The organism is Arthrobacter wenxiniae, from assembly GCF_013376105.1.
GTDB lineage: Bacteria > Actinomycetota > Actinomycetes > Actinomycetales > Micrococcaceae > Specibacter > Specibacter wenxiniae.
In genome coordinates, this window is sequence record NZ_JAAMFM010000001.1 from 315,054 (window position 1) to 341,889 (window position 26,836).

Sequence of the window (26,836 nt, forward strand, 5' to 3'; positions counted from 1 at the left end):
GCCCGGCAACGCAAGTCAGGAGCTGGCAGGAAATGCCGGACTGGATGGCCGGCCTGCTGCCGCGCCGGACCGGACACGCCGTGCCGTGGTGGCTGGAGGCGGTCAGGACCCGTCCCGATGACGCCTTCGGGCTCAGGGTCCGCCTCCGGACCCCCGCCGACGCCACCGGCGAAGTGGCCGCGATTGTGCTGCGATTGTGCTGCGCGCCCACCGCGCCGGCGCCTGACTGGGGGCGCCGCAGGAGGCAGGGCGGGCCGCGGGATGAAACCAAGCGGCAATCCCGCCTAAGATTGGTTAGATGAGGTTCCACGATTGGGGCCGCACGGACCCGCCAGGAAGACACCTTACGTGACGTATTCCACCGCCGAATCGCGACTGTTGACGCGGATCGCCGAGTTCACCGAAAATTCCATCGCCGCCGGCCGCGCCTACGCCGCCGACGGCCGGGTGCACGACATCACGCTGGAACCGGCCACCGGGCTGCTGTCCGGAAAGGTCGTGGGCACCACCCCCTACCGCTCCACGGCCAAGCTGGTCCGCGAGCACGACGGCGTGGTGGCCTGCCGGGTGGGCATCTGCAACTGCCCCGTACGCCAGAACTGCAAGCACGTGGTGGCCCTGATTGCCGCCGCCGAGTCCGACCCCAATTTTCAGGACTTTTTTGTCCCCGAGGAAACCGTCCACGAACCGACCTACCTCGAAACGCTGCTGGCCAACGCCAAGGGAGGCAAGGCGGGGACCGCCGGCAAGGCCGCGGCCGCGCCGGGTGCGGAAGCCGCCGATTGGGAGGCGTCCCTGGCCCAGCTGCTGCCGCCCGCCACAAACGCCCCGTCCTCCGACGCACCCGCCCTGGGACTGCAGTTCGAGCTCCAGCTGCCGCCGCCGCGCTTCTCCTACCGGGGCAAGGGCGGCAAGGTGGCGTCCGCGCCGATCCTCAACGTCCGGCCCGTGGTCATGGGCACCCGCGGCAAGTGGGTCAAGACGGGAATCAGCTGGAACACGCTGGGCTACCTTGGGTATGGGCGCCAGCACGACCCCGCGCAGTTGGAGTGGCTCAGCGAATTCCTGACCTCCCACAGCCCGCGGCATTACAGCCACAGCAGCGCCGCGTCGTGGCTTGCCGTCAATGACTTTGCCGGGCGCAACCTGTGGCAGCTGCTGGCCGACGCGCCCAAGCACGGTGTGGCCCTGGTCCAGGCCGGGACCGGGGACCCCGTGCGGATATCCTCCGACGGCGCCACGGTGCAGCTGGACGTCTCCCGGGCCGGCTCCGGCGGGCTGGACGTGGGCCCGTTGATCGAGGTGGGCGGCACGTCCGTCACCGAGGACATTGTGGGCACCATCGGCAACCCGGTGCACGGCCTGTTCTTCAGCGACCAGACGGACGCCCTGCCCAACGTGGGGAGCGGCACCTCGGGGAGAAACGCCGTCGTGCGGGGAACCATTACGCTGGCGCCGCTGGCGGCGGGGACTCCGGCACAAATGCTGGAGTTTGCCCTGCACGGGCAGGCGGTGCACGTGCCGGCCAGCGGCGAGGAAAAGTTCCTGACGCAGTTCTACCCGCAGTTGAAGCAGTCGGCGCCCGTGGTCTCCGCGGACCAGTCGGTGGAGCTGCCGGCGTACGTGGAGCCCGAGCTGTCGCTGCTGGCGGCGTACGGCGGGGACCACACGCTGCGGCTGCACTGGGAATGGCACTACCAGGTGGGAAACCGGGTGAATTCCCGCCCGCTGTGGCCCGAACCGGGGGAAGCGGCAGTGCGCGACGCGGGTGCCGAGGAACGCATCATCGAGAGCGTCGGCCAGCCCTGGCTGGAGGTCGCGGCCATGGGCGCGGCCGCGAACAGCGCGTGGGGCGAGCCCAAACTGGCCGGCTCGGCCACGCTGACCGGCCTGGACACCATGGCGTTCACCGAAACCGTGCTGCCGCGGCTGCGCGAACTGCCCGGGGTCACGGTGGAGACCAGTGGCGACATTGCCAGCTACCGCGAGGTCACCGAGGCGCCCATCGTGAAGATCTCCACGCACGCCACGGATGAGCGCGACTGGTTTGACCTGGGCATCGTGATCACGGTGGAAGGCCAGTTCGTCTCCTTCGCCGCCGTCTTCTCCGCCCTGGCGGCGGGGCAAAGCCGGATGCTGCTCCCCAGCGGCGCCTACTTCTCGCTGGACCGCCCCGAGCTGCACGAGCTGCGCGCACTCATCGACGAGGCCCGCGGCATGAACGACCTCAAGGACGGCGAGCTGCGGATCAGCCGCTTCCAGGCCGGGCTGTGGGACGAGCTGGCCCAGCTGGGGATCGTGGACGAGCAGGCGGAAGCGTGGCGGAAATCCGTGTCCGGACTGCTCGACGGCGGTGCCGTGGACCCGCTGCCCACTCCCCCTGCGCTCAACGCCACGCTGCGGCCGTACCAGGGCGAGGGATTCAACTGGCTGAACTTCCTGTACACGCACGGGCTCGGCGGGGTGCTGGCCGACGACATGGGCCTGGGCAAGACCGTGCAGACGCTGGCGTTGATCACGGAAGTCAAGGCCGGCGGCAGCAATGCGCTGCCGTTCCTGGTGGTGGCCCCGACGTCCGTGGTGGGCAACTGGGCCAGTGAAAGCGTGAAATTCGCGCCCGGGCTGAAGGTGGTGACGGTTCCCGAGACCTTTGCCAAGAGCGGGATCGACTCGGCGGCGTTCTTTGCCGGCGCGGACATTGTCATCACCTCCTACGCGCTGTTCCGCATCGACTTTGCCGAGTACGGCATGCAGGCCTTCGCCGGGCTGATCCTGGACGAGGCCCAGTTCGTGAAGAACCACCAGTCGAAGGCGTACCAGTGCGCCCGGAAGCTCAAGGCCCCGTTCAAGCTGGCCGTGACCGGCACCCCGCTGGAAAACAACCTGATGGAACTGTGGACCCTGCTGTCCATCGTGGCCCCGGGCCTGTTCCCCAGCCCCAAGCGCTTTGCCGAGTTCTACCAGCGCCCCATTGAAAAAAACGGCAACGCCAAGCTGCTGGGGAAGCTGCGCAGCAGGGTGAAGCCGCTGATGCTCCGGCGCACCAAGGAACAGGTCATCAAGGACCTGCCTGCCAAGCAGGAGCAGATCCTGGAAGTGGTGCTCAATGCCCGGCACCAGAAGGTGTACCAGACCCACCTGCAGCGGGAGCGGGCCAAGATCCTGGGGCTCCTGGAGGATGTCAACAAGAACCGCTTCACCATCTTCCAGTCGCTGACCCTGCTGCGCCAGCTCAGCCTGGACGTCACCTTGGTCGACGACGGCCAGGCGGGCGTGCGCTCCTCCAAGCTTGACGTGCTGTTCGAACAGCTCGAGGACGTGGTCAAGGAAGGCCACCGGGCGCTGATCTTCAGCCAGTTCACCGGCTTCCTGGGCAAGGTGCGCGAGCGGCTCATCGCGGAGGAGATCCCCTTCACCTACCTGGACGGCTCCACCCGGAACAGGGCCGCCGTGGTCGAGGACTTCAAGAACGGGACCGCCCCGCTGTTCCTCATCAGCCTTAAGGCCGGCGGGTTCGGGCTGAACCTGACCGAGGCCGACTACGTGTTCATCCTGGACCCGTGGTGGAACCCGGCCTCCGAGGCCCAGGCCGTGGACCGCACGCACCGCATCGGCCAGAAGAAGAACGTGATGGTGTACCGGCTGGTGGCCAAGGACACCATCGAGGAAAAGGTCATGGCGCTCAAGGCCAAGAAGTCCCAGCTGTTCTCCGACGTCATGAGCGGGGACTCCCTGGCCGGGGGCGCGCTGACCGCCACGGACCTGGCGGGCTTGTTCAGCGAGTAGCGGGGGTCAGGCCGTCAGCGCTGCGGGCGCCAGATGACGACGGCCTGGCTGCGCGCGCGCGGGCGCTGGCCCCGGGCCAGGGCCACAATGTCGCCGCCGGACAGGCCAGCCGCAAACACGCGGCTGTTGGCCCGGGGCGGGCGCGACTCCATTTCCGCCGTCACTGACTCGAGCCGCTCGCCCAGCTCCACCACCTTGGCGCGGAGCGCCTCCACCTGGTTTTCCAGCTGCATGATCCGCCGGATCCCCTCAAGCGAGACGCCCTGCTGGGACAGGCGCTGCACCTCCCGGAGCTTGTCGACGTCGTGCTGGGAGTACCGCCGCGACCGCCCCGGCGCCCGGTTGGGCTTCACAATCCCCAGGCGGTCGTACTGGCGGAGGGTTTGCGGGTGCATGTCGGCAAGTTCGGCCGCCACGGAGATCACAAAGATGGGCGCATGGGGGTCAAGGTTCATGGTGGTCTCCTTCCTTGCGGCGGCGGTGGTTCCGGCGGTTGGGATTGCTACAGCCTCGCCTTGTCCTTCAGGGTCGCGCGGGGGTCGCCGTCGGCGGTGGCGGCGGCAAAGGCCTTCACAGCCTCCTCCGCCTCGTGGCTCAGCTTTTGCGGGACGGAAATGTCGATCGTGACCAGAAGGTCGCCGGAGGCCTTCGACGTCTTCACGCCGGCGCCCTTGACCCGCAGGGTGCGCCCGGACGGCGTCCCGGCGGGGACCCGGACCCGGACGGACTCACCCGTGAGGGTCGGGACGCTGATGTCAGCCCCGAGCGCCGCCTCCGGGAATGTCACCGGCACGTGGATCCGGATGTTGTTGCCGTCGCGGATAAAAAAGTCGTGCGGTTTGACATTGACGGTGACCATGAGGTCGCCCGGTCCGGCCGCACCGGCCTGGCCCTTGCCCTTGACCCGGACTTTCTGGCCATCCCTGATCCCGGCCGGGATGCGCACGTCGATAACCTCGCCGCTGGGCTCGCGCAGGCCGATCTTGGTGCCGTGGATGGAGCCGGCAAAGGAAATGCTGGTCGACGCCGTCCGGTCCCCGCCCTTGGTGGGCGCCGGCTGGTAGCCGCCGAAGCCGCCGGTGCCGAAGAGGTCGGCAAATTCGGGGGGAAGCCCCGAGCCGCCGAACCCTGGCGAGGCGCGGCGGGCCCCGCCGCGTCCGCCGCCAAAAAGGTCGCCGAACACGTCTTCAAAGCCGGCCGGCCCGCCCTGCCCGCCGGCGCCGCCGGCACTGAACCGGGCACCGCCGCCCATGGCGCGGATGGCGTCATACTGCTCGCGGTCTTCCTTGTCGGAGAGCACGGAGTACGCCTCGGAGACGTCCTTGAAAGTCCTTTCCGCCTTGGCATCACCGGGATTGGTGTCCGGGTGGTACTTGCGGGCGAGCTTTCGGTAGGCCTTCTTGATGTCGGCGTCCGACGCATCTTTGGCCACCCCAAGAATCTTGTAAAAGTCCTTTTCGACCCAGTCTTGACTTGCCAAGACGCCTCCTCTTCCAAAGTTAGTGGTTCAAATGCCGGTGGTCGGGCGCCCTGGTCCCCACATGGGCCCACCAGCCCGCGGGTCCCAGTCTGAATTCGCTCCAGCGAATTCAGACTGGGCGGGCTTGGGGATCGACCAACGGGCGCCCGGCCAACGGCTGGGTTATTCCGGTACTGCCACAACCACCTGGGCGGCGCGCAGGACGCGTTCGCCGGACCGGTAGCCCTTGCGCAGCACCTGGCTGACCGTGTCAATCTCGACGTCGCCACCGGGCTGCTGGATGAGTGCCTCGTGCACGGTGGGGTCGAACGGGACACCGGTGGCGTCGATCCGCTCAAGCCCGTACGTTTCCAAGGTGGTCTCCAGCTTGGCGACGATGGCGGCAAACGGCCCGTCGACGATGTCGCCGTGGGTGCGGCCCGCGTCAATGTCGTCCAGCACCGGCAGCAGCGAGTTGAGCACGCCGATCACGGCCATTTGGCCGGCCACGGCACGGTCCCGCTCCACACGCTTGCGGTAGTTGACGTACTCGGCCTGCAGGCGGAGAAGGTCGTTCTTCAGCTCCGCCGCCTCACCCGCCCCGCTGCCCTGCGCCACCGACTCCTCGGCAGGAACCTCGACTCCGTTGAGGATCTCCTCCGCCTGGGAGAGGGCGTCGCCGTTGGTGTCGGCGGGGATTTCCCCGGGAGTTTCGACAGGCTCACCCACCGGATCGTTCTCCGGCTTGCCCTCATCGGGGTTTACGGATTCAGACATGGCTACTTCTTCTCGTCTGCGTCTTCGTCGACGATTTCAGCGTCAACGATGTCCTCGTCGGCGGAACCCTCCGATGCGGCCCCCTCGGAGGCACCGGCGGCGGACGCGGCACCCTCGGCGGATGCGGCGGCGTAGATGGCCTCGCCGAGCTTGGACTGCGAAGCCTGCAGCTTCTCAAACGCGGTCTTGACTGCGTCGTCGTCATCGCCGGCCAGCGCCGTCTTGAGTTCGGTGACGTCGGCCTTGACAGTGTTCTTGACGTCCTCGGGCAGCTTGTCGTCGTTGTCCGCCAGAACCTTGTCCACGGAGTAGTGCAGCTGCTCGGCGGAGTTGCGGAGATCGGCCGCCTCGCGGCGCGCCTTGTCCTCCGCGGCGTGTTCCTCGGCCTCGCGGACCATGCGCTCGATGTCGTCCTTGGAAAGCGCGGTGCCGCCGGTGATGGTCATGGACTGCTCGGCGCCCGTGCCCTTGTCCTTGGCGGACACGTGGACAATGCCGTTGGCGTCGATGTCGAAGGTGACCTCAACCTGCGGGACGCCACGCGGCGCAGGGGCAATGCCGGTCAGCTCAAAGGTGCCCAGCGGCTTGTTGTCGCGGGTGAACTGGCGCTCGCCCTGGAAGACCTGGATGGCCACGGACGGCTGGTTGTCGTCGGCGGTCGTGAAGGTTTCGCTGCGCTTGGTCGGGATGGCCGTGTTGCGCTCGATCAGGTTGGTCATGACACCGCCCTTGGTCTCGATGCCCAGGGACAGCGGGGTGACGTCGATGAGCAGGACGTCCTTGCGCTCGCCCTTCAGCACGCCGGCCTGGAGTGCGGCGCCAACGGCGACGACCTCGTCCGGGTTGACGCCCTTGTTGGGCTCCTTGCCGCCGGCCAGTTCCTTGACCAGGTCGTAGACGGCGGGCATGCGGGTGGAGCCGCCAACCAGCACGATGTGGTCAATGTCGGAAACCTTGATGTTGGCTTCCTTGATGACGTCGTTGAACGGCTTCTTGGTGCGCTCGAGCAGGTCCTTGGTCAGGTCCTGGAACTTCGCGCGGGTCAGCTGCTCGTCCAGGTGCACCGGGCCGTCGGGGGTGACGGAGAGGTACTGCAGGGAGACGTTGGTGGACGTCGAGGAGGAGAGCTCCTTCTTCGCCTGTTCGGAGGCTTCACGCAGTCGCTGCAGGGCAATCTTGTCCTTGGACAGGTCGATGCCCTTGACCTTGAGCTGGTTCAGCAGGTAGTCAACCACGCGCTGGTCCCAGTCGTCGCCGCCGAGGCGGTTGTCGCCGTAGGTGGCGCGGACCTGGATGGTGGAGAACTCGTCCTCGTCCTTGCCAACTTCCAGCAGGGAGACGTCAAAGGTGCCGCCGCCAAGGTCGAAGACCAGGATGAGCTCGTCTTCCTTGCCCTTGTCCAGGCCGTACGCGAGGGCGGCAGCGGTGGGCTCGTTGACAATGCGCAGCACGTTCAGGCCGGCAATTTCACCCGCCTCCTTGGTGGCCTGGCGCTCGGCGTCGTTGAAGTAGGCCGGGACGGTGACCACGGCGTCGGTGACCTTTTCACCCAGGTAGGCTTCGGCGTCGTTCTTCAGCTTCATCAGGATGCGCGCGGAGATTTCCTGCGCCGTGTACTTCTTGTCGTCGATCGCGATGCTCCAGTCGGTGCCCATGTGGCGCTTGACGGAGGCGATGGTGCGCTCGATGTTGTTGACGGCCTGGCGCTTGGCGATTTCGCCGACCAGGACTTCCCCGCTCTTGGAGAAGGCAACAACTGACGGGGTGGTGCGGCCGCCTTCGGCGTTGGCGATGACGGTGGGCTCGCCGCCTTCCAGCACGGAGACGACAGAGTTGGTGGTTCCGAGGTCAATACCTACGGCACGTGACATAAGTGGTTCCTTTCATGGGCCGCCGTGTGAACAAGTCCGCGCCGGGGTGGCTGCGGGTTCGCCCAACCAGCGGGTATTGAGCGTTCTGGGCTCAACTTTACTCAGGCTCGTTCCCATGTCAAATGAAGTTGAGCGTTGTTGGCTCAACTTTCACCGTAGGCGGAATCGGACGACGGCGGGGGCCCGGGTTCCGTGCCCCGCCGTGCCGAGCCGCTTGGAAGCTGGGCGTCGTGGGGCCCCAATGATGCTCAGCTTTAAGAGTGGAGCCTCATTGACACCCAACGGCGCTCCACTTCAAGGTTTGGGCGGGCGTGGCGCCCGGCTCCGGCCGGGCATACACTCCCATTTATGAACGCTGAAAACGGCCCCGGAGATGTTTACACGCACGGCCACCACGAAAGCGTGCTGAGATCCCACGCGTCGCGGACAGCGGCCAATTCGGCGGCATACCTCATCCCCCATCTCACCCACGGCCTCCGGGTGCTGGACGTTGGCGCCGGTCCCGGCACCATCACGGCGGACTTTGCCCGGCTGGTGGCACCCGGCGAGGTGCTGGGGCTGGACCGCTCGCCCGAGGTGGTGGCGGCCGCGACGGCGCTGGCGGCGGAGCAGCACCTGGCCAACCTCAGCTTTGACACGGGCGACATCTACGACCTCGACTTCCCGGACGGCACCTTTGACGTGGTCCATGCCCATCAGGTCCTGCAGCACCTGACGGACCCGGTTGAGGCGTTGCGCGAGATGCGCCGGGTGGCCCGGCCCGGCGGCATCGTGGCGGTGCGGGACGCGGACTTCCACGGCATGTCCTGGTACCCGGAACTGCCCGAACTCGACGAATGGATGGAGGTGTACCAGCGGGTGGCCCGGCACAACAACGCCGAGCCCGACGCCGGGCGGCGCCTGGTCCACTGGGCGCTGGCCGCGGGACTGACGGACGTGGCGCCGTCGTCGGCCAACTGGCTCTACGCCACGGACGGCGAACGGGCCTGGATATCCGGGGTGTGGGCGGACCGGGTGGAGAAGTCGGCCTTCGCCGAGCAGGCCGTCGCCTACGGGATGGCCGACGCTGCGGGGCTGGCCAGGATGGCGGCGGGCTGGCGGCGCTGGGGCGGGTCGAAGGACGGCTGGCTGCTCATGCCCAACGGCGAAATCATCGCGCGGGCCTAGCCGCCCGGACCCGCGCGGAAGAGTATGGAAAAGAACAGGCTCGAGGCGCTCAGCGACGGCGTTCTGGCGATCATCATCACCATCATGGTGCTGGAATTCAAGACACCGGCAACCGGTGACTGGACGGGGCTGGCAAGCATCCTGCCGACCCTGTTGAGCTACCTGCTGAGCTTCATCTACATCGGCATCTACTGGAACAACCACCACCACATGATCAAGCTGGCCGATGAGGTGACCGGAGGCATCCTGTGGGCCAACCTGCACCTGCTGTTCTGGCTGTCCCTGGTGCCGTTCATGACGCGGTGGATGGACGAGTCCGGGTTCGCCGTGGTGCCGGTCTTCATCTACGGCGTCAACCTGCTGCTGGCGGCCGTCGCCTACGCCATCCTGCAGGCGGGGTTCATCCGCCAGCAGGGTCCGGGCGGGCGCCTGGCCGGGGCATTGGGGAGGAACGTCAAGGCCCGCATCTCGCCCGTCATCTACATTGCGGGGTGTGCGCTTGCCTTCGTTTCGCCCACTTTCGGGCTGGCCGCCTACGCCGCGGTGGCCGCCATCTGGCTGGTGCCTGACCGCGGCATGGAGCGCGTGCTGCGAAGCGGTGGGGCCTAACCGTCGGCGCCGAGGGACAACTGCCTGGCGTGGAAGTCAAAGTGCAGCGTGGGGTAGGCGTAGACGTCCGCCAGTGCCATGGAGGGCTGGAAGAAGGGGTCCCAGCGGCCAGGGAAGTCCATGCACCTGGCCAACGACGCCGGGGACTCGCCTTCCAGCGCGGCCGTCAGTTGGCGCGTGGTGGCGTGCATTTTCCGCGACATCCGCCGGTGGTTGAACACGAGCGCGGCGGCGCGCGAGCCCCAAAAGTTCACGATGTCAAACGGCACGGTGGCCGCGTTCAAGGTGCGGGCAAACGCGCGGCCCCACGGCCGGGGGAGCCTGCTGACCATTTTGACCAGCGGCACCAGCGCCTGCACCACCATGAATCCGAAGACCATGTGGAACAGCAGCTCCTCATTGTTCCAGCGGGTCCCGGCACTGCGGGCCTTCAACTGCGCGGGGGTTGCCCGGGCCAAATAGGCGTCCAGTTCCCGGCAGGCGCGCTGGTAGTCCGCCATGGTCCGCTCTCCACGCATGTCCACGGGATGCCTTACCCTGCGCTGCCGGCGGAGACGCCGACCGCGGCACGGATGGCTCCGCGCAGGGTGTCCAGGTCCGGCTGCCCGGCGAGGCCTGCCGGTGTTGGATAGACGCGGCACGTCACGGCCGGTTCGGTGTCCACGGGGAAGAGGTCCGCACCGTCAATGGTGAAGGTCGGCGAGCCGTGGAAGCCCAGTTCCGCAGCGTCGTCTTCGGAGTGGATCTCCCGCACGGCCAGCGGCGCCGCGTTCAGGCCCTCAAGGGCCAGGGCGCGGGCAAACAGCTCACCGGCGGAGGCACTGTGGGGACAGCCGGGGATGGTGCGCAGTTCCATGGTCATGCCTCCATTCTCCCGCCTTTCAGCGGTCCGGTGCGCGCGGGATAACCAAGCAGCACCGGGTCGTTCGTTCCGCAGCAGGAGGTCTCCCGCGCACCGGCTTCCGCAAATTGTTCGTCGTCACCGCTGCCAAGGTCGGAAGAACAGACGCCCGTGCGGGGAAGTTCCAGGTGGACGGCGTCGGCGGCGGCCTGGTTGCCGGCGAGCGCGGCGGCGATGGAGCGGACCTGTTCGTAACCGGTGGCCAGCAGGAACGTTGGCGCACGGCCGTAGGATTTCATGCCGGCCAGGTAAAAGTCCTTTTCCGGGTGGGCCAGGACCTTGGCCCCGTGGGCCGGGACGGTGCCACAGGAGTGGAATTCCGGGTCGATCAGCGGCCCCAGCTCCCGCGGCGCCTCTACGCCGGGATCCAGCTCCAGCCGCAGTTCCTTCAGGATGTCCAGGTTGGGGCGGAAGCCCGTGGCCGGCACCACCACGTCCACGGCCAGGTCAACTGCCCCGTCCGCGGTGGCCCCGTGCACGACGAGCCCGTCCGTCGACGTGGTGATTGCCGTGATGGTGAAGGAGGTGTGCAGCTCCACCGCACCCGACTCCACGAGCTTGCGCAGCCGGGTGCCGAGCCGGCCGCGGGCCGGGAGCCCGTCCAGGTCCCCGCCGCCAAACGCCCCGGCTGCGGAGGCGCCGCGCACGGCCCAGCTGATCCGGGTGCCCGGCTCAGCCGCCGCCAGTTCGCCCAGGGCCAGCAGCGTGTTGGCCGCGGAGTGTCCGGCCCCCACCACCAGCACATGGCGGCCGGCGAATTGGGCGCGGTCCCGGCCCGTGACGTCGGGCAGCGGCGCAGTGATGCGCGTCCCGGCTTCGGTCTCCCCGGCGGCAGGGAGCCCCGCCTGGCCCAGCGGGTTGGGCGTGCGCCACGTGCCGGAGGTGTCAATGACGGCCCGGGCCTGAAGATCCTCAAAGGAGCCACCTGCGCCAGCAATCCGGACCAGGAACGGGGTATCGTCCCGGTTGCGGGAGTGGGTTTTATCCAGGCCCACACGGCTGACGGCAATGACCTCGGCCCCGGTGCGGATGTGTGGGGCAAGTGCGACGGTGGCTGCCAAAGGCTCCAAATAGTCCGCAACCAGCGCTTCGCCTGTGGGCAGTGCCGTGTCCCGTGGGGCCAGCCACCCGTCCGCGGCGAGGAGCCGCGCACAGGCGGCATCGACGTCGTACTTCCACGGGGAGAACAGCCTGGTGTGGCCCCAGGCACGGATGGCCTCGCCCACCCGGGGACCGGCCTCCAGGACCAGGGGTGTGAGCCCGTTCTCCAGCAGGTGGGCCGCTGCCGCAAGGCCAACCGGCCCGGCGCCGATCACGATGACGGGCAGGCCGGCTTTCATGGCAGCAGCTCCGCGAGCAGGGACTGGACGCGGGCCTTGATGTCGTCGCGGATGGGGCGCACGGCGTCCACACCCTGCCCGGCCGGGTCCTCAAGCTCCCAGTCCTCGTAGCGCTTGCCCGGAAAAATCGGGCAGGTGTCGCCGCAGCCCATGGTGATGACGACGTCGGACTCCCTCACGGCGTCCGTGGTGAGCACCTTGGGGATCTCGGCGGACATGTCGATGCCGTCCTCGGCCATGGCGGCCACGGCGGCCGGGTTGACCGATTCTGCAGGCTCGGAGCCGGCCGAGCGGACTTCCACGGCCCCGCCGGAAAGGGCGGTGAGATAGGCGGCGGCCATCTGGGAACGTCCGGCGTTGTGCACGCAGACGAACAGGACGGAGGGTTTCTTGGCGGTGTCCATGGTTCTCCTAGGGTGTGAAAAGACGTTTGCGGGCCCACAGGGCGGCGTAGACCAAGGCCACGAGGGCAGGCACTTCGATCAAGGGGCCCACGACGCCGGCCAGCGCCTGCCCGCTTGCCACGCCGAAGGTGCCGATCGCCACGGCGATGGCGAGTTCAAAATTGTTCCCGGCTGCGGTGAAGGCCAAGGTGGTGGACTTGGCATACCCCAGCTTCAGGACTTTGCCGGCCATCATGCCGGCACCGAACACCACAATGAAGTACACCAGCAGGGGCAGGGCAATCCTGGCCACGTCGAGGGGCCGCTGGGTGATGGTGTTCCCCTGCAGCGCGAACAGCAGCGTGATGGTGAAGAGCAGGCCGTACAGCGCCCACGGGCCCAGCTTCGGCAGAAATTTCCCCTCATACCAGTCGCGGCCCCTGGCCTTTTCGCCCAGGGTGCGGGTGAGGAACCCCGCGAGCAGCGGGATGCCGAGGAAAACGAGCACGGAGGCGGTAATGGCCCAGAAGGAAAAGTCCGCGGCCGTTGTCGCAAGCCCCAGCCAGCCAGGGAGCACCTGCAGGTAGAACCAGCCCAACGTGCCGAACGCCACTACCTGAAAGACGGAGTTGATCAGGACCAGCACGGCGGCGGCCTCCCGGTCCCCGCAGGCCAGGTCGTTCCAAATCATGACCATGGCGATGCAGCGCGCCAGGCCCACGATGACGAGCCCGGTGCGGTATTCGGGGAGGTCCGGGATAAAGATCCAGGCGAGGGCAAACATGAACGCCGGGGCCAGCAGCCAGTTCATGACCAGCGAGGTGATGAGCAGCCTGCGGTCCGCCAGCACCCGCCCGGTCTCCCGGTAGCGGACCTTTGCCAGCACCGGATACATCATGACGAGCAGGCCCACGGCGATCGGCAGGGAGACCGAGCCGACCTTCACCGCGTCCAGCGCCTCATTGAGGCCGGGCACCAGCCGGCCCAGCGCCAGCCCGGCAGCCATGGCTGCCATGATCCAGACGGGCAGGAAGCGGTCCAGACTGGACAGTTTGCCGGCGGCGGCCGAGCCGCCGGCGGCGGCCGAGCCGCCCGCGGCGGCCCGGGCGGTGGTATGCGTGCTCACTGGTCTCCTGGCGCCATGACGGCAATTGATTGACGGTTGTCGATACACAGTATCCGTGCATGCATCGACAACTGTCAATATACGGGCATAATGGAGGCATGGACACCTTCCAGCCGCTTGCCTCCGCCGCGGAATCCGCCTGCTGCACGCCCAGCGGCCGGCCCGCCCTCGGTGCAGCGGAAGCGCAGGCCCGGGCCAGGGTCTTGAAGGCGTTGTCGGACCCCAACCGGCTGCGGCTGCTTTCAATTGTCAAGGCGGGCGACGGCGGCGAGGCCTGCGTCTGCGACCTCACCGAACCGCTGGACCTGGGCCAGCCCACCGTCTCCCACCACCTGAAAATCCTGGTGGACGCCGGGCTGCTGCACCGGGAGAAGCGCGGCACCTGGGCGTACTACTCCCTGGTGCCCGGCGCCCTCGAGGCCGCCGCCGTCAGCGTCACCACCCTGTGACCGCCACGATCCGGGAGATGGGCGCGGAGCACTGGCCCGGCGTCGAACGCATTTACGCGGCCGGGATCGCCGGCGGCAGCGCCACCTTTGCCGAGGCCCCGCCCTCACGGGAGGAATTCCTGGCTACCAGGATCCCCGGGCTGAGCGTCGTGGCGGTGGACGGCGACGGCGCGGTTCAAGGGTGGGTGGCGGCCACGCCCGCGTCCTCGCGTGAGGTGTACCGGGGCGTCATCGAGCATTCGGTCTACGTGGATCCCGCGGCGGCCGGGCAGGGGGTGGGCCTGGCGCTGCTGAACGCGCTGGCCGCGCGCGCACGCGCACGCGGATTTTGGACCATCCAGTCCGCCATCCTGGCCGAAAACCTGCCAAGCCTGGCGCTGCACGACAAGGCCGGATTCCGGCGGGTGGGCCGCCGCGAGCGGATCGGATTCATGACGTACGGGCCGTACGCCGGGGCGTGGCGGGACACGATCCTGGTGGAGCTGCGGCTGTAGCGCCCGCAGACCGTAGGATTGGCTGGTGCAATTCTCCCTGTGGCTGGCCCTTGCGGGCGCCGGCGCCATGATCAGCCTGACTCCCGGCGCGGGCGCCATCAACACCATGTCCAATGCCCTGACGTCCGGCTTCCGGCGTTCGTTCTGGGGCATTCTGGGCCAGCAGCTGGCGCTCGTCATGCACGTCATCATCGTCGCGGCGGGCGTGGGCATCCTGGTCTCCAGCTCGCCGTTCCTGTTCCACCTGATCCGCTACGTGGGCGCGGCCTACCTGGTTTATCTGGGCGTCCGCAAGCTGTTGGCCAAGGCGGAGGCGTCCGACGCCGGAGGCGCACCGGCCGCCGTGGAGCACGGGTTCGCGATGTTCCGCCGCGGGCTCTGGGTGAACCTGCTCAACCCGAAGGCGATTGTGTTTTTTCTGGCCTTCATGCCGCAGTTCATCCGCCCGGAACGGCCGCTGCTGCCGCAATACGTCATCCTCACGGCAACCGTGGTGGTCATTGACATCATCGTGATGTGGTTCATCTTCGCCGCCGGCGCAAAGCAGCTCAAACACCTGACCACCAGCGAGCGCGGCCAGCTCGTGCTGAACCGGATCTTTGGCATCCTGTTCATCGGCGTCGGGATCCTGCTGGCCCTGGTCTGAGCCGGACGGCCTGCCTCCAGGGGCCCGGGGGCTGGATAGACTGGCCGCATGAGCAATCCCTACCGGATCATCACCGTTTGCACCGGCAATATCTGCCGCTCCCCCATGGCCCAGTTCATGCTCGCCCGGGCCGCCGAAGCCGCCGGCCTTGACGTCGTGGTGGATTCCGCGGGGACCACGGCGTGGGAAGTCGGGAACGCCATGGACCCGCGTGCCGCGGCCGCGCTGGCGCGCCACGGCGTCGCCGCGGATCCCCACCAGGCCCGCAGCTTTGACCCCGCCTGGTTTGCCGAACGGGACCTCATCCTGGCCCTGGACACCGACCATTTTGACGCCCTGCACGCCCTGGCCCCCACGCCGGAAGCCGCGGCCAAGGTGGGCATGCTGCGGTCCTTCGATCCCGCCGTGGCGCAAGCCCCCCGCAGCGCCCAGGGCATCTACGATCCCTGGTACGGCGACAGAAGCGACTTTGAGGCCAGCTGGGCCATGATCCACGCTGCCATCCCCGGCATCCTGGCACACGCCACCGCTCACGGCACAGCCCGTGGCTGATCCCCGGCACCTCCCGCTGCCCGCAAGGCCGCCGCGGGACCCTCTGCGCAGTGGGCCCAGCCGCCCGGTGATCATCGCCGTCGACGGCCGCTCCGGCGCGGGCAAGACCACAGTGGCCCTTGAACTGGCCGCCCTGCTCCGGCGCCACCGCACCGTTTCGCTCTTCCACCTCGAGGACATCTACCCCGGCTGGGACGGCCTGGCCGAGGGCGTGGAACGCTACGTCTCCACCGTCCTCGCCCCGCTGGCCCAGGGCCGGACCGCGCACTGGACCGCCTGGGACTGGGCGTCCGGGGACTGGGGCCCCGCGGACGACGCCGGCTCCCGCACCACCGCCGCGGCCGACGTCGTGCTGGTGGAAGGGGTGGGCGCCGCCCACGCCGCTGCCAGGGCCCTTGTGGATGTGGTGGTCTGGGTGGAGGCGCCGGCCCCGGCGCGCAGGCGCCGGGCACTGGAGCGCGACGGCGAGACCTACGCACCATTCTGGGACCGCTGGGCCGCGCAGGAGGACGAACTTTTTGCCGGCGGCGACGTGGCCGCCGCCGCCGACATCGTGGTGGACGGATCCCGGGGGGTGGCCGGGGCGCCGGAGCGGGTGCTCTCGGCACTGGCCGGCCTGCCCGCCCTGGAACCGCTCCTGGCGCCGGAACTGGCCAGGCGCCGGGGACTGGAATTCGCAGCCGTCCGCGTTGCCGCGTACCCGCCGGCGGCCGCACTCTTCGCCGCACTCTATGGCGGGTCCACGGACGCCGTGTGGCTGGACAGCTCCACCGCCGACCAGACGGGTGCGGGTGCCGACCCAGCCGGCCGCGCCCGGTTCTCCATCATGGCCGATGCCTCTGGCAGTTTTGGGCGCACCGCCACCCACGCCGACGGAACCACCACCGTGGCCGACGGGGAGGTGACCGCACGGATTCGCGGCCACTTCTTCCGCTGGCTGGACACCGTGTGGGGCCGCAAGGCCGTGCGCGCCCCCGACCACTACCCGGGGGACTTCACCCTCGGCTGGCTCGGCTGGCTGGGGTACGAACTCAAGGGCGAAACCGGCGGGGCCGCCGCCCGGGACGCGGCAGCGGCAGCCGGCGCCACTCCGCCCGGGCCGAACACTCCGCCCGGGCCAACCCCGCCCCCCACCGCCGCACTCCTGTTCGCGGGGCGGGCCGTCGTCGTCGACCATCAGGAGAGGTGCCTGTTCCTGCTCACCCTCGCCGAGGCCAACCATCCGGCATCCGGCCAGGAGGCGGCGGACTGGGCGCGCGGGGCCCGCGATGCGGTCGCGGCGCTGGCCGAAACCGACGACGCGCCCGTGGCGCCGCTGCCGGCCCCGGTGTTCGTCCTGCGCGACGGCGAATCCAGGTACAAGGCCATGATCGCCGCCAGCCGCACCGAGATCCGGGAGGGCAATTCCTACGAGGTCTGCCTCACCACGCAGCTGGAGGCGCACACGCCTGGACGCCTGGACGCCTGGGACGTCTACCGGGCACTGCGCCACCGCAGTCCCGCCCCGTTCGCCGCGTTCCTCCGCATGGGCGCCACGGCGGTCTGCAGCACCTCCCCGGAACGGTTCCTGCGCATCGACGCGGCGGGGCTCATGCGGGCCGAGCCGATCAAGGGCACCCGCCGCCGCGACGCCGACCCCGTGGCCGACGCCGCGCTCAAGGCAGACCTGGCCGCCTCGCTGAAGGACCGGGCGGAGAACGTGATGATCGTCGATCTCCTGCGCAACGACCTCTCGCACAACGCCGTGCCGGGCACCGTCCGGGTGCCGCGCCTGTGCGAAATTGAAAGCTACGCCACGGTGCACCAGCTGGTCAGCACCATCGAGGCCCAGCTGGCTCCGGGCAGTTCGCGCGCCGAGGCGCTGGCCGCGGCCTTTCCCGCGGGGTCCATGACAGGGGCGCCCAAAATCAGCACCATGGCGATCCTCGACTCCCTCGAGGCCGGTCCGCGGGGCATCTATTCCGGCGGGATCGGCTACTTTTCGCTCAATGCGGCCCTGGACCTGTCCGTCACCATACGCACCCTTGTCCTGCAGGATACCGACGACGGCGGCACGCACCTTTCGCTGGGGGTCGGCGGCGCCATCACGGCGGACTCCGACGACGACGCCGAATGGCAGGAGATCCAGGCCAAGGCCTACGGTGTCCTGTCGACGCTGGGAGCCGACTTCCCGGGCTGAGCACCGGCGCCGCCGCCGGAGCGGCGGATCCGGAGTTTTTTGTAGTCCGGCGTAAAGGAGACGCTGAGGCCGCCCGCGGCCGAAGTGTCGGATAGCCGGACGGAAAAACGCCGGTCCGCCGCCTGGGTCTGGACAAGCCGGCCCACCGCCCGTCGACCACCGGAACCTACTGCAGCGTGGCCGTCAGGCGGGCCACGTTGTCCACGTAGCGGGCCAGGATGGGGCGGGTTAGCCATTCGTCCAGCTGCAGTTCGCGGGAGACGGCCCGGTACTGCTCCTCGACACCGTGCATGTCCTGGACCACGTCCGCGTCGATCATCATGACGGAGACCTCCAGGTTCAGCGAGAAGCTGCGCATGTCCATGTTGGAGGAGCCGATCACGGCGACGTCCGCGTCCACCGTGAAGTGCTTGGCGTGGAGCACCAGCGGCTTGGGGTAGAGGAAGATCTTCACGCCGGCCTTCAGCAGCGCCTCGTAATAGGAACGCTGGGCGTGGTGGACCAGGAACTGGTCGCCGACTTCGGAGACAAACAGTTCCACCACCACGCCGCGCTGGGCCGCCGTGGTGATGGCGTAGAGCAGGGAGTCGTCGGGGACAAAGTAGGGGCTGGAGATGGTGATGCGTTCCTCCGCCGAGTACAGCAGGGTGTTGAACAGGCGCAGGTTGTTTTCGGTGACAAAGCCGGGGCCGCTGGGGACCACCTGGCAGAGCACGCCGCCGTCGAACGAATCCCAGTGGTGCGTGCCGAGCTGGGATTCAAGGTTCTCCTCGGTCTCGCTGGACCAGTCGGTGGCGAACATGACGTTGAGGGTTCCCACGATGGGCCCCTCGAGCCGGGCCATGAGTTCCACCCATTTGCGCCCCACCTTGGCGTTGCGCTTCTTGCGGTACGACGGTTCAATCACGTTCTGCGAGCCGGTGAAGCCGACGCGGCCGTCCACCACCAGGATCTTGCGGTGGTTGCGCAGGTCCGGCCGCCGCCACTGGCCCTTCACGGGCAGCAGCGGCAGCATCCGCCGCCACTGGATGTCGCTGGCCTCCAGCCTCCGGATCATGTCCCGGTAGCCGGGCACGCGGAGCGAGCCGATGTGGTCGAACAACACCCGCACCCGGACGCCGCGTGCGGCGGCGGCCTCCAACTCCCGGAACAGGCGGTCGGTGCAGGAGTCGGAACTCATGATGTAGAACTCGGCGTTGACGTAGTCGGTGGCCTCGCTGACGGCGTCGGCCATGGCGTCCAGGGATTCCTGGTACCCCTTGATCAGCTGGACCGTGTTGGCGCCCAGGGCCGGGAAGAAGCCCAGGTTGCGGTTCAGTTCCACGACCAGGTTGATCCAGGACGGACCGTCGTAGGGCGTGACCTGTTTGGCGATCTCCCGCGTCCCTTCCACCACGCGGCGGTTGACCGCCTCCTGGGTTTCGCGCCGGTGCCGCGACAGCCGGAAATTGCCGAACATGAGAAACAGGAGCAGCCCGATGTAGGGCAGGAAGAAGATGCACAGCAGCCAGGCCATGGCCGTGGTGGGGCGGCGGTTGCCGGGAATGATGCCCAGCACCACGAGGCGGATCACCAGGTCCGCGAGCAGCAGCAGGGCCGAGAGCCAGCCTGGTCCGGCCGGCAGGCTGAACGCTGTCCAGAACAAGCAGTGCCTCCTCAGGTGGCGCCAGTGACGCCTCGGGTGACCTTAGCCTACCGGGTGCCGGCACACGTTTCGGGCAGTAAATTCACCCCTGCCGGGCACTAAACTCGACCCATGACTGTTTTGGTGTTTTTGGACCCCGCCCACCCCGACGGCCGCATTGCCGACGCCGGCGTGCCCGCCCTGCTGGCCACCGACCAGGGCGTCACGCGCGGCGACGGCATTTTTGAAACGCTGCTGGCCGTCAATGGCGCCCCCCGCAAGGTCCAGGCGCACCTGGGCCGCCTCGCCGCCTCGGCCCAGTCGCTCAGCCTGGACGTCCCCGGCGAGGAGGCCTGGCTGCGTGCCATTGCGACGGCGGTCGGGGCCTTCGCCTCCGCCTCGCCCCCGGCGCCGGACGAGGACGGCAACACCAACGTCGTGGTCAAGCTGATCGCCACCCGCGGCCCCGAGGGCGCCGGCTCGCCCACGTCCTGGGTGCAGGCCACCGCCGTTCCCCCCGCCCTGGCCGAACAGCGCGCCCACGGCCTGGCCGTGATCCTGCTGGACCGCGGCTACGACAGCACGGTGGCGCAGCGGGCGCCGTGGCTGCTGCTGGGCGCCAAGACGCTTTCCTACGCGGTGAACATGGCCGCCCTGCGCCACGCCCACGCCCAGGGCGCGGATGACGTGATCTTCACAAGCAGTGACGGACACGTGTTGGAGGGGCCGACGTCGTCCGTCCTCCTGGCGCACCTGAAGGACGACGGCGGAGCACCCGTCAAGCGGCTCATCACCCCCAGCCTGGACAGCGGCATCCTGCCCGGCACCACCCAGGGCGCCCTGTTTACGGCGGCGAAGGCGGCCGGCTGGGAGCTGGGCTACGGCCCGCTGGTGCCCGCGGACCTGCTCGACGCCGACGCCGTCTGGCTGGTTTCCAGCATCAGGCTGCTCGCCCCTGTCAACAGCATTGACGGCACGGAGATCGGCACGGCGGAGGTGCGCGCCCGCCTGACGGCCGAGCTCAGCGCGCTGCTCGCGCAAACGCACTAGGCCGTTTCAGCGCGGGGCGGTTGGTGGGACCTCGACCCCCAGCCTGCGGAACGCAATGGGCCGCGCCGCGCTCCGCCGCGCAGGGGTCGAAAATGTCATGTTGCGCCATATTTCCCTCTCCGGCTGTCCCCCGGCCGGGGGCGGTGTGTTAGTTTTCAAGTGAGTAACGAGTGCCAGCGCCAAGCCCTGACTTGCTGGACGGCAACCCTCTGTGTCGGCGGGGTGCCTCAGGTGACTACTCGGCAAACCCGGCCAACCCAAGGCTGCGGCTTGCAAGCGCGAACTGCCCCGCGGTCTGCCCGGTGCCACTGGCCCGTCCACCGCCCGGTACCCGCTTGCAGATGCGGCCCCCTGCATGGAGGAGTACACAATGAGCGCAGAAGAATCCCCGCTGACCTACCGGCTGATCACCGGCCCGGACGACCGCTCCTTTTGCGAGCGGATCTCCGCCGCCCTGGCCGAGGGCTACATCCTGCACGGCAACCCCGCCGTGACCTTCAACGGCGTGGCCGTGATCTGTGCCCAGGCCGTCATCCTTCCCCATGCGGTGGCCTCGTCCGACGCTGCCGTGGCAAATGCCGTGTCAAGGCTGGAAGACCCCGAGGAGTTCGACGGCGAGGGCATCGCGTGAGCTACGCCGGGGACCTGGAACCCGCCTTGGCCTGGGACAGGGTGGCCGCCGGTGCCATCCTCGTCGACGTGCGGACGGCGGGCGAGTGGGCGCACATCGGCGTCCCGGACACCTCCGGGCTGGCGGCGGAGCCGGTCTTCATCCAGTGGAGCCTTGCCTCCGGCGAGCCCAACCCCGCCTTTGTGTCCGAATTGCGGAAGGCGGTGCCCGCCGACAAGGAACTGGTGGTTTTGTGCCGCTCCGGGGCGCGCTCCATCGCTGCCGCCGAGGCCGCCACGGCCGCCGGGTACACCGCCTTCAATGTGCTCGAGGGCTTTGAGGGCGTGCCCGACGGCTATGGCGACAGGGTTGTCAACGGCTGGAAGAACCGCAAGCTGCCCTGGAAGTAAGCCCGCCCCCGCACCTTCCGGGGCTGCACCCGGCACCACCCGCGAACGCTAAGGAAACACACGCAATTGAGCAACTTTAATGAAAATGCCGCCCGTTGGGCCGAAGGGACCCAGGCGGTCCGTGGCGGCCTGGACCGCAGCAACTTCCAGGAGACCTCCGAGGCCCTCTTCCTCAACTCCGGCTTCGTCTACGAATCCGCCGAGCACGCGGAGCAGTCGTTCACCGGCGAGGTGGACCGCTTCGTGTACTCCCGCTACGGCAACCCCACCGTGGCCACCTTCCAGGAACGGCTGCGGCTGCTCGAGGGCAAGGAGGCCTGCTTTGCGACGGCGTCCGGCATGTCCGCCGTCTTCACCGCCCTGGGCGCCCTGCTGGGGGCCGGTGACCGCGTGGTGGCCTCCCGCTCGCTGTTCGGCTCCTGCTTTGTGATCCTGAACGAACTGCTCCCGCGCTGGGGCGTCGAAACCGTGTTTGTGGACGGGCCGGACCTGGACCAGTGGCGGTCGGCCTTGTCCGTGCCGACCACCGCCGTCTTCTTTGAATCGCCGTCCAACCCCATGCAGGAAATCGTGGACATCGCCGCCGTCTGCGAGCTGGCCCACGCGGCCGGCGCCCAGGTGGTGGCGGACAACGTCTTCGCCACCCCCCTGCTCCAGCGTTGCGGCGACTTCGGCGCTGACGTCATCGTGTACTCCGGCACCAAGCACATCGACGGCCAGGGCCGCGTGCTGGGCGGCGCCATCCTGGGCACCAAGGAGTTCATCGACGGCCCCGTGAAGAACCTGATGCGACACACGGGCCCTGCGCTGTCCGCGTTCAACGCGTGGGTGCTGACCAAGGGGCTGGAAACCATGGGCCTGCGTGTCAACGCCTCGTGCGCCAGCGCCCTGGCCCTGGGCGAATTCCTGGAGGCGCAGCCGCAGATCAGTTGGGTCAAGTACCCGCTGCTGCCCTCCCACCCGCAGTACGAGCTGGCCAGGAAGCAGATGAAGGCAGGAGGCACCGTGCTGACCTTTGAACTGGCGCAGCCAGCCGTGGGGACCCGGAAGGACGCCGCCTTCAAGCTCCTCAACGCCCTGCGGGTCGTGGACATCTCGAACAACCTCGGCGACACCAAGTCGCTCATCACCCACCCGGCCACCACCACGCACCGGGCCATGGGGCCCGAGGGCCGCGCAGCCATCGGCCTGTCCGCCGGCGTCCTCCGCCTCTCCGTGGGCCTGGAGGACCTGGCCGACCTGACAAAGGACCTGGAGCAGGCCCTCTCCTCGATCTAGCCCCTCCCGCCGAGGTTGGAGATCACGGCCGGCCGCGCTGGGGGACCTAGTCCTGGAAGTACTCGATCTCGGCGCCGACGGTGTTCAGGCGCTCCGCCAGGTCCTCGTAGCCGCGCTCGATGACGTAAATGTTCCGCAGCTCCGAGGTGCCCTTGGCCGCGAGCATGGCCAGCAGGATGCAGGCCGCGGGGCGCAGGGCCGGCGGGCAGCCGATCTCGGCCGCGCGCCACGCCGTCGGGCCCTTGATGTCGATGCGGTGCGGGTCCAGGAGGCGGACGCCCGCACCCAGGCGGTTCAGCTCGGTCAGGTAGATGGCACGGTTCTCGTAGACCCAGTCGTGGATCAGCGTGGTGCCCTCGGCGCAGGAGGCAATGACGGCGAAAAATGGCAGGTTGTCGATGTTCAGGCCCGGGAACGGCATGGGGTGGATCTTGTCCGGGGCGGCGTGCAGCTCGGAGGGCAGCGTGGTGATGTCAACGAGGCGGGTCTTGCCGTTGCGGGCCACGTATTCGGCGGATTTGAGATAGCGGAAGCCCATCTGCTCGAGCACCTTGAGCTCAATTTCCATGAACTCGATGGGCACGCGGGTCACCGTGACCCGCGACTTGGTCACGATCCCCGCGGTGATCAGGCTCATGGCCTCGATGGGGTCCTCGGACGGGGCGTACTCGATGTCCACGTCGATGCGGGCCCTGCCGCGGATGGTGAGCGTGGTGGAGCCGATCCCCTCCACCTCGACGCCGAGTTCCTGCAGGTAGAAGCAGAGGTCCTGAACCATGTAGTTGGGGCTGGCGTTGCGGATCACGGTGGTGCCCTCGCGGTGCGTGGCGGCCATGATGGCGTTTTCCGTGACGGTGTCGCCGCGCTCGGTCAGCACAAAGGTGCGGTCCGTGGCGTCGCTGACCGGGGCCTGGACCTGGTAGAAGCCGTTGTGCGCCGTGACGGCCAGCCCGAACTCGCGCAGGGCCTGCATGTGCGGTTCCACGGTGCGGGTGCCGAGGTCGCAGCCGCCGGCGTAAGGGATGCGGTAGACGTCTTCCTGGTCCAGCAGGGGGCCCAGCAGCATGATGACGGAGCGGGTGCGCTTGGCGGCCTCAACGTCCATGGCAGCCAGGTCCAGGACGGCCGGGCGGCGGATCTGGAGGTCGTTGGCATTGAGCCAGCGGCACTCGACGCCGATGCTGGTCAGCAGCTCGACTATCCGGTTGACCTCCTCAATGCGGGCCAGCCGGCGCAGCGTGGTGGTGCCGCGGTTGATCAAGCTGGCGCACAGCAGGGCCACGCCGGCGTTCTTGCTGGAGTTGACCTCCACGCTGCCGGAGAGCTCGCGGCCGCCGTGCACGCGCAGGTGGGTCACCACGTTCTTGGGCGAGCTGCCGAGGTTGACGATCCGCCTGCCCAGCAGCGACTCCATGCGCTGGATCATCTTCAGGCTCAGGTTTTGCCTGCCCTGTTCCATGCGGGCCACGGCGCTCTGGCTCGTCCCCAATTGCGCTGCGAGTTCCAGCTGGGTCCAGCCCTTGTCGTTCCGGGCATCCCGGACCATTACACCTACGGTTTCTGCAGCCACTTGAGTCATGGAACTTTTATATCATGAGAAGCATATTTTGCTGGTATTTGTTGACATGCCCGGCCATAACCGCGAATTTATGGTGCCTTTAATCACTGTGTGCGATAAATCGTGCACAGGGCCCCCGCCCTGCGCACCACCAAGGCTACTCCTGCCGGATGCCGTGGCGCTCACGTGGCGCAACCTCGGCGGAAGGAGCTACCCCAGCACGGGGTTCCACGTGCCAAGCACGACGGCGGCACCCACCGCGAGCGCGGCAATCGCCAGTCCCCCTGCACCCACCCAGGCGTCGCGGCGGCTGAACGTGGATTCCCGGGCCCAGGTGCGCGGCCCGGCCCCGAAGCCCTTGGCCTCCATGGTCACCGCCAGGCGGGACGCCCGGCGGATCGCCTGGACCAGCAGGGCCATGGCCTGACCCAGCGAGGCCTTCAGTCCGCTGAAAAAGCCCGGTTCCCCGCCGACTCCACGGGCCCGGCGGGCCATGCCCAGGGTCTGCCACTCCGCCACCAGCAGCCCCACAAGTCGCATGGCCGCCAGCGCGCCCAGCACAAAGCGGTGTGGCAGTCGCAGTTTCTGGGCCAGGGCGTCGGCCAGGTCCGTGGGATCGGTGCTGGCCAGGACGATGACGCCCGGCAGGGCGATGGCCAGCCCACGCAGCGCAATGGCCACGCCGGATTCCACCGATCCGGTGGTGAAGGTCAGCGGACCCAGTGCCAGCAGCATGTCGCCCGTTTTCGGGGCCAGCAGGGCCGTGCCGTAGCCACCCACCAGCGCCGCAAACAGGATGGGCCAGCCGCGGCGCAACAGCAGGCCGGCACCCAGTCCGGCCAGCGGCAGGACGGCGAGTTCGAGGGCCAGCGCCGCGGTGGCGGACACCCAGTCGACGCTGGCAAGCAGCACCAGGGTGATGGCCATGCCCGCGCCCAGCTTGGACAGGGGGTTCGCGCCCGCCAGCCAGGCGCGGGACCGCGGCTGCGCCAGGATGTCCACGCTCATCGCTGCACCGCCTTCCTGGCCGAGGCAGGGGCGTGGTTGTCTCCCACGGAGGCGTCCCCCGCAGGCGCACCGAGGACCAGCCTGTCCCCGCCCAGGACCCGGGTGAACGCGGCATCGTGCGTCACGGACACCACGGCAGTGCCGGCGTCGAGCAGTTCGGTCAGGAGCGAGGCAAGCTCGGCCCAGGTGTTGGCGTCCTGTCCGAAGGTGGGTTCGTCCAGGACCAGCACCTGCGGGCTGGCGGCCAGCACCGTGGCCACGGACAGCCGGCGCTTCTCCCCGCCGGAAAGGGTGAAGGGGTTGGCGCCGGCCACATGCCCCAGCCGCAGCCGCTCGAGCAGTTCATCCACCTTGTCCCCGCCCTGCCCCAGCAGCCTGGGGGCAAACAGCAACTCGTCCCGCACGCTGCCGGTGACAAACTGGTGCTCGGGTTCCTGGAAGACGGTGCCGATCCGGCTGATCAGCTCCCGCCCCCGCCACTTCAGCGGCGCTCCCCCGGCCCCGCGGGACAGCGCCTCCGTCGCTTCAAGGCGCCCGCCCGCCGCGGGCAGCAGCCCGGCCAGGGTCAGGGCGAGCGTCGACTTCCCCGCGCCGTTGGGCCCTGTCACGCTGAGCGCCTGCCCGGCGAAAATCCGCACGGACGGCACCACGGCGGCCGGCACGGCCGGGTGGCCGCGCCGCGCCTTGGCCCGGGACACCGCCAGGGCCTCGGCCCCCAGCAACAGGTGCGACCCGGCGTCGTACGCGGGGACCGCCGTGCGGGGACGGACGGCGGGCACGTGCCCGGGGACCCACACGCCGGCCGCGGACAGCATGCCGGCGGCCTCGGCAAGGACTGTTGCGGGCGGGCCGTCCAGCAGCACACCGCCGGGCTCGCCCGCCGCCTCCGGGGCCAGCACCACAATGCGGTCCACCACGTCGAGCCAGACGGAGACGCGGTGTTCCACCACCACCAGCGTGGCGCCGGTTTCATCCAGGCTGTTGCGGACGGCGTCGCGCACGTCGACGACGCCGGCCGGGTCCAGGTTGGCGGTGGGCTCGTCGAGCAGCAGCAGCCCGGGGCGCATGGCAAGCATGCCGGCCAGGCCCAGGCGCTGCTTCTGCCCGCCGGACAGCACGGAACTTGGGTGCTCCAGCGGCAGCTCCAGCCCCACGGCGGCAAGCGCGGCGGGCACGCGGCGCCAGATCTCCTCGCGCGGGACAGCGAGGTTTTCGGCGCCAAACGCCACGTCGTCGCCGATCCGGGACAGCACCACCTGCGAGTCGGGATCCTGCTGCATGAGCCCGGTCCGGCCGCGGGCCTCCGCCACGGACGCGCCGTCGATCAGCAGGGAGCCGAACTCGTCGGCGCCCTCATCGGCGCCCAGGACGCCGGCGAGCGCGTGCAGCAGCGTGGACTTGCCGGCACCCGAGGGCCCCAGCAGCAGCACCCTTTCGCCCGGTTCGATCTCCAGGTCCAGGTCGTGGACGGCCTTGGCGGCGCGGCCCGAATGCTGCCAGCCCCACCCCCGGGCACTGATCCGGGCGGGGGCCACCCCGGACGCGCCGGAAACTCCCAC

Annotated in this window: 25 protein-coding genes and 1 riboswitch; of the genes, 12 read left to right on the forward strand and 13 right to left on the reverse strand. The window is 68.9% G+C overall.

The annotated features are described in order from the left end of the window. The first annotated feature begins 348 nt into the window (after positions 1-348). Positions 349-3,786 (forward strand): SNF2-related protein, encoded by a 3,438-nt coding sequence (locus tag G6034_RS01505; protein WP_176633315.1) that lies wholly within the window; start codon positions 349-351, stop codon positions 3,784-3,786. Positions 3,787-3,800: 14 nt separating this feature from the next. Here G6034_RS01505 and G6034_RS01510 read toward each other — a convergent pair whose 3' ends face one another. From G6034_RS01510 to dnaK, 4 genes are all read right to left on the reverse strand, one after another. Beyond that, on the reverse strand, positions 3,801-4,241 hold the full coding sequence (locus tag G6034_RS01510) for a heat shock protein transcriptional repressor HspR (RefSeq protein WP_176633316.1): 441 nt from the start codon (positions 4,239-4,241) through the stop codon (positions 3,801-3,803). Between the two features lie 47 nt (positions 4,242-4,288). Further along, positions 4,289-5,266, reverse strand: coding sequence for a DnaJ C-terminal domain-containing protein (locus tag G6034_RS01515; RefSeq protein WP_176633317.1), 978 nt, complete (start codon positions 5,264-5,266; stop codon positions 4,289-4,291). A gap of 162 nt (positions 5,267-5,428) precedes the next feature. Next, the gene (locus G6034_RS01520; RefSeq protein WP_176633318.1) at positions 5,429-6,022 is read right to left on the reverse strand and encodes a nucleotide exchange factor GrpE; all 594 of its coding nucleotides are present in this window, start codon (positions 6,020-6,022) and stop codon (positions 5,429-5,431) included. 2 nt (positions 6,023-6,024) lie between these two features. Continuing rightward, complete coding sequence (gene dnaK / locus G6034_RS01525) at positions 6,025-7,893, reverse strand: molecular chaperone DnaK (RefSeq protein WP_176633319.1); 1,869 nt, start codon at positions 7,891-7,893, stop codon at positions 6,025-6,027. A gap of 348 nt (positions 7,894-8,241) precedes the next feature. Here dnaK and G6034_RS01530 point away from each other — a divergent pair, with 348 nt between their 5' ends. Both G6034_RS01530 and G6034_RS01535 read left to right on the forward strand, forming a co-directional pair. After that, positions 8,242-9,060, forward strand: coding sequence for a methyltransferase domain-containing protein (locus tag G6034_RS01530; protein WP_176633320.1), 819 nt, complete (start codon positions 8,242-8,244; stop codon positions 9,058-9,060). 24 nt (positions 9,061-9,084) lie between these two features. Then, positions 9,085-9,669, forward strand: coding sequence for a TMEM175 family protein (locus G6034_RS01535; protein ID WP_176633321.1), 585 nt, complete (start codon positions 9,085-9,087; stop codon positions 9,667-9,669). On the opposite strand, the gene G6034_RS01540 is transcribed toward G6034_RS01535, so the two are convergent. From G6034_RS01540 to arsB, 5 genes are read right to left on the reverse strand one after another with little or no spacing between them, the layout of a single operon-like run. After that, positions 9,666-10,187 carry a DinB family protein gene (locus tag G6034_RS01540; protein ID WP_176633387.1) on the reverse strand — a complete coding sequence of 174 codons (522 nt, stop codon included), beginning with the start codon at positions 10,185-10,187 and terminating at the stop codon, positions 9,666-9,668. The two genes, G6034_RS01535 and G6034_RS01540, sit on opposite strands and share 4 nt — an antisense overlap. 14 nt (positions 10,188-10,201) lie before the next feature. Further along, positions 10,202-10,531, reverse strand: coding sequence for a hypothetical protein (locus G6034_RS01545; RefSeq protein WP_176633322.1), 330 nt, complete (start codon positions 10,529-10,531; stop codon positions 10,202-10,204). After that, a complete protein-coding gene (locus G6034_RS01550; RefSeq protein WP_176633323.1) occupies positions 10,528-11,910 on the reverse strand; it encodes an NAD(P)-binding domain-containing protein in 1,383 nt (460 codons plus the stop codon). Before G6034_RS01550 ends, G6034_RS01545 begins: the two co-directional genes overlap by 4 nt. Further along, a complete protein-coding gene (locus G6034_RS01555) occupies positions 11,907-12,314 on the reverse strand; it encodes an arsenate reductase ArsC (RefSeq protein ID WP_176633324.1) in 408 nt (135 codons plus the stop codon). Before G6034_RS01555 ends, G6034_RS01550 begins: the two co-directional genes overlap by 4 nt. Before the next feature lie 7 nt (positions 12,315-12,321). Then, entirely contained in the window at positions 12,322-13,308 is a 987-nt protein-coding gene (gene arsB / locus G6034_RS01560; RefSeq protein ID WP_218063458.1) for an ACR3 family arsenite efflux transporter, read from the reverse strand. Between the two features lie 209 nt (positions 13,309-13,517). On the opposite strand from arsB, the gene G6034_RS01565 reads away from it, so the two are divergent. From G6034_RS01565 to pabB, 5 genes are read left to right on the forward strand one after another with little or no spacing between them, the layout of a single operon-like run. Beyond that, complete coding sequence (locus tag G6034_RS01565; RefSeq protein ID WP_176633326.1) at positions 13,518-13,868, forward strand: ArsR/SmtB family transcription factor; 351 nt, start codon at positions 13,518-13,520, stop codon at positions 13,866-13,868. 17 nt (positions 13,869-13,885) lie between these two features. Further along, on the forward strand, positions 13,886-14,362 hold the full coding sequence (locus tag G6034_RS01570) for a GNAT family N-acetyltransferase (RefSeq protein ID WP_176633388.1): 477 nt from the start codon (positions 13,886-13,888) through the stop codon (positions 14,360-14,362). A 25-nt stretch (positions 14,363-14,387) separates the two neighbouring features. Further along, the gene (locus G6034_RS01575; protein WP_176633327.1) at positions 14,388-15,008 is read left to right on the forward strand and encodes a LysE family transporter; all 621 of its coding nucleotides are present in this window, start codon (positions 14,388-14,390) and stop codon (positions 15,006-15,008) included. 48 nt (positions 15,009-15,056) lie between these two features. Then, a complete protein-coding gene (locus G6034_RS01580; RefSeq protein WP_176633328.1) occupies positions 15,057-15,560 on the forward strand; it encodes a low molecular weight protein-tyrosine-phosphatase in 504 nt (167 codons plus the stop codon). Between the two features lie 43 nt (positions 15,561-15,603). Beyond that, the gene (pabB, locus tag G6034_RS01585; protein ID WP_176633389.1) at positions 15,604-17,739 is read left to right on the forward strand and encodes an aminodeoxychorismate synthase component I; all 2,136 of its coding nucleotides are present in this window, start codon (positions 15,604-15,606) and stop codon (positions 17,737-17,739) included. Positions 17,740-17,905: 166 nt separating this feature from the next. Here pabB and cls read toward each other — a convergent pair whose 3' ends face one another. Then, positions 17,906-19,384 (reverse strand): cardiolipin synthase, encoded by a 1,479-nt coding sequence (gene cls, locus G6034_RS01590; RefSeq protein ID WP_425485438.1) that lies wholly within the window; start codon positions 19,382-19,384, stop codon positions 17,906-17,908. A gap of 111 nt (positions 19,385-19,495) precedes the next feature. On the opposite strand from cls, the gene G6034_RS01595 reads away from it, so the two are divergent. From G6034_RS01595 to G6034_RS01610, 4 genes are all read left to right on the forward strand, one after another. Further along, entirely contained in the window at positions 19,496-20,413 is a 918-nt protein-coding gene (locus G6034_RS01595) for an aminodeoxychorismate lyase (protein WP_176633329.1), read from the forward strand. Positions 20,414-20,575: 162 nt separating this feature from the next. Further along, a riboswitch (SAM riboswitch) is annotated at positions 20,576-20,698 on the forward strand. An 85-nt stretch (positions 20,699-20,783) separates the two neighbouring features. Beyond that, the gene (locus tag G6034_RS01600) at positions 20,784-21,044 is read left to right on the forward strand and encodes a DUF1737 domain-containing protein (RefSeq protein ID WP_176633330.1); all 261 of its coding nucleotides are present in this window, start codon (positions 20,784-20,786) and stop codon (positions 21,042-21,044) included. Continuing rightward, positions 21,041-21,433 (forward strand): rhodanese-like domain-containing protein, encoded by a 393-nt coding sequence (locus tag G6034_RS01605; RefSeq protein WP_176633331.1) that lies wholly within the window; start codon positions 21,041-21,043, stop codon positions 21,431-21,433. The genes G6034_RS01600 and G6034_RS01605 overlap by 4 nt, the downstream gene beginning before the upstream one ends. Before the next feature lie 66 nt (positions 21,434-21,499). After that, positions 21,500-22,711 (forward strand): O-succinylhomoserine sulfhydrylase, encoded by a 1,212-nt coding sequence (locus G6034_RS01610; RefSeq protein ID WP_176633332.1) that lies wholly within the window; start codon positions 21,500-21,502, stop codon positions 22,709-22,711. 46 nt (positions 22,712-22,757) lie between these two features. Here the strand turns inward: G6034_RS01610 and G6034_RS01615 are convergent, their stop codons facing one another. The 3 genes from G6034_RS01615 to G6034_RS01625 all read right to left on the reverse strand — a co-directional run bounded on the left by G6034_RS01615 (position 22,758) and on the right by G6034_RS01625 (position 26,836). After that, positions 22,758-24,290, reverse strand: a complete 1,533-nt coding sequence (locus G6034_RS01615) for a UDP-N-acetylglucosamine 1-carboxyvinyltransferase (protein WP_176633333.1) — start codon at positions 24,288-24,290, stop codon at positions 22,758-22,760. Between the two features lie 189 nt (positions 24,291-24,479). Beyond that, complete coding sequence (locus tag G6034_RS01620; RefSeq protein WP_176633334.1) at positions 24,480-25,277, reverse strand: energy-coupling factor transporter transmembrane component T family protein; 798 nt, start codon at positions 25,275-25,277, stop codon at positions 24,480-24,482. Further along, positions 25,274-26,836: an ATP-binding cassette domain-containing protein gene (locus G6034_RS01625; RefSeq protein WP_176633335.1), complete on the reverse strand. Its 1,563-nt coding sequence runs from the start codon at positions 26,834-26,836 to the stop codon at positions 25,274-25,276. The genes G6034_RS01620 and G6034_RS01625 overlap by 4 nt, the downstream gene beginning before the upstream one ends.